At 39.0% G+C, this 3,134-nt stretch carries 3 protein-coding genes; all 3 read right to left on the bottom strand.

Going from position 1 to position 3,134, the window contains the following annotated elements; translation table 11 throughout:
- The coding region (locus ACO4PX_RS09545) for an ATP-binding protein (protein WP_485572441.1) at positions 1-1,119 on the bottom strand (1,119 nt) is incomplete at its 3' end.
- Positions 1,120-1,361: 242 nt separating this feature from the next.
- Positions 1,362-2,048, bottom strand: coding sequence for a helix-turn-helix domain-containing protein (locus ACO4PX_RS09540; protein WP_485550976.1), 687 nt, complete (start codon positions 2,046-2,048; stop codon positions 1,362-1,364).
- Between the two features lie 280 nt (positions 2,049-2,328).
- Positions 2,329-3,084 carry a hypothetical protein gene (locus tag ACO4PX_RS09535; RefSeq protein WP_485572439.1) on the bottom strand — a complete coding sequence of 252 codons (756 nt, stop codon included), beginning with the start codon at positions 3,082-3,084 and terminating at the stop codon, positions 2,329-2,331.
- Positions 3,085-3,134 lie beyond the last annotated feature (50 nt).

The following is a 3,134-nucleotide window of genomic DNA, read 5'->3' as shown; positions in this document are numbered from 1 at the left end:
ATCGATTTGATTCGCTCCCAGCTTGATTTCGATTCCACACCACTCTCCCTCAGGAGTTACAATAACCGCATCCATTTCCCGATTACGATAATCCTGATAATGATATAGAGATGCGCCAAAGGATTCGGCATAAATCTTCAAGTCCCTCTCACACAGAGCCTCAAACAAAAATCCCAAGGTATTTAAATCATTTTTCAACATTTCCGGACTTGCATTGAGTAAGGCACATGCCAAAGAAGGGTCAGCCAAATGCCGTTTTTCCGCCTGCTTTACCCGTATTGTGGAACGTAATTCTGTACCATAAGGCTTTTGATTATCAATCAGAAAGAGTCTGTTTAAAATGTCCAAATAGGTTGCAACGGTCTCTACCACAATGTCTTCATGGTCTATGTCTTTGATATCATCCTTCAGCTTCTTATTACTCACTGTGGTGGCTTCATTTCTGGCAAGGGAACGAAGGAGCAGTTCCATCTTGTGGCGGTCTCTTTTTACACCGTCTATTCGCTCTATATCATCATTTAAAATGGCGGAGATATACTCCTTCGGTAGTAATGCGGCTTGCTCCAAGGGCAAATCCTGGTTATTCGGCCAACCGCCACGAATAATATAATCAATCAAATCACTAAGCTGCACTTCTCCTGTAAGTTGAGATTCCAGACTTCCGGAGCAAATGCCCTTTAAGGAGACTTTTCCACTGGATTTTCCACTTTCAAATAAAGACATCGGTCGCATTCTCAGGCGTGCAATTCGTCCTGCCCCACTATGCAGGATACCCTTTTGATTCGGGGTTGCAGAACCGGTCAAAATAAATCTTCCCTTTTCCTTTGATAAATCCACTGCAAAACGAACCGCATCCCAAAGGGAGGGAACCTCCTGCCATTCGTCCAACAGACGAGGAGCTTCTCCCTCTAAAACAAGAGACGGATCCAGTTCCGCCAGCTTTCTATTTTGAAAATTTCCTGTAGGGTCTGCTAAGTAAAACTCACTTCGACTATGGTAGGCAGAAGTCCAGGTTTTTCCGCACCACTTTGGACCTTCAATGCATACTGCACCAAAGGTCTTTAAATAGGTCTCTACAGAATCATCGATAATTCTTGCCTGATATAAGTCTCTTCTCATGCCCTACCCCCACAATATTTCTTGTGATTATAGTTCAATTCGAGAGATTTGTAAATTTCAACTCGATAGATTTCACATTTTCAATTCGAGAGATTTTGAATTTCCAGTTCGATAAATTTTGAATTTCCAATTCGATGAATTTCACTTTTTCAACCCAATGGATTTTGAATCCGGTTCAATTCTCAACTCGATAGATTTTCAATTTCCAGTTCAACACCGTATAACTCGATGAATTCCCTATACTACTTCTTTTTCCTCACTGCCTCTTTCCGCACTCTCTGCCTTTGTTCTTCCTGTGTAAGCTGCTTTTCCTTTCTTGCACTTTCTCGTTGTCTTGCCTTTTCCTCTTTCCGAAGCTGAGCCTTGGTCTTTTTCTCCTCCGGATTCTCTTCCACAACTTTCTCTTCCGGATCCGCTAGCTTTGTAGCGGAAAATAAATAATCCTCTACCGAATAGTGAAGCTCTTCTTCCGACTGCTCCTTCGCCTGTGCCTCCATTTCCTCCCGGCTCTGCTTCGTCATTTTCAGCCACTTCTGAAAATCTCTTTCTACAAAGGTCAGTTGTTCCTTTGAGGATATTTCCTTAAAAATGTCAGAAAGGTTCTCCTCCATTTTCCGTAAAATCTCTTCCTTCATATCCCAAAAATAGGGATAAAAGCGACTGTACATAGGATTGAAATTCCCAAAGAGCAGGGCATCCGGGCTGACCTGCAGGGCATCGGCAATCCGCAAGAGATTCTCCAGACTGCAACCGATTCCGCCTATTTCTATTCTGGAAATGGTATTTGTTGTACTAAAAATGAGCTCCGCCAAATCGCTTTGTCGAAGCCCTCTTAATACACGATATTTTTTGATTTGTTTTCCCAAAGTCTGAAAATCTATGCCTCTATAAATCCAAGGAATGTTCTCATTTCCCTTGCCTGCGCCCATGGTCTTTCCTCATTTTCTCGTATCAGTTAACTTTGCTTATGAGGAAAGCATAGATGGATTTTGTAGAATTAGGTATGACGAATTTCGATAGTTTATTTCTTTATACGTAGAATTATTTTTGCTTCTTTCGAAGAAAGCCATCCTTCCTTTTCTCCGGATAGTTTTCCTTCCAGTATCATAGACATCAGCTCTTGTTTCGCTTGTATTTGATTGTACCGGTCTGAAGCATGGTTTTCAGAAACAGAAGTTAGATTTGTGTCGGGCATGGTTCTTCTTCTTATTAGTCATTATTCTGGAGAGCATTGGTCGTTACATGTTTAAATTCTTTTCTATAAAAACGATATTGGCTCGCTTCCTTAAATTCATAGGATCTAGTATCAATAACAAGGTTACTGGATGACATATCTTCCTGAGGATTGATAGTTTCGTTACCATCTATTTTGCCATTCATTAGGAGTACTTGTGAACCACGATGTAAAATGACTACTTGAAAGGGGGACTCATCCTTATTCTGCTCATTTCGATAGTTGTACTCCGTATCTCCCTGTTCTGTTTGATTTATACTATCAGATTTTATTTTTTCTTCTACCCTCTCTAAATCAGAAGCACTAATTATTTGAACAATTTCATAGTCCCTCTTATCCATGTATGGATTCTGGTTCATCCCAATTATCGAAAACTTTAGTAATGGATACATAATCACAATAAAAAATACAAACATCATACTAGTTTCATGACACTTTCTTATTGAATTATTATTCTCACTTCGGTACTCTGCTCGCAAACAAAATAAAAGGTAATACGCTAAGAACAGATATGTAGTAATTACATATTTTAACTTCTGACTCTCAGTCCAAAATATGCCTATTGCTGTATATAGTATAATCAGAGATAATGTCATAATTTTTCTAAAAATGGGCTGGTGTTTAGTCTGAATATTTTCATCTCTTTGAAGAAATCCATCCCATATTAAGCAAATAATTAGTGTAGTGATAATGCCACAAAATTTAGAAATAGTATGGTTAAAAATATCCATTTTAACTTCATTAAATACAATCGCAAAACACGCGAATAAATATCAAATAA

It is taken from the genome of Oribacterium sp., assembly GCF_057249185.1.
Note: the sequence above shows the minus strand (reverse complement) of the source record. Positions and strands in the feature narration are given on the sequence as shown.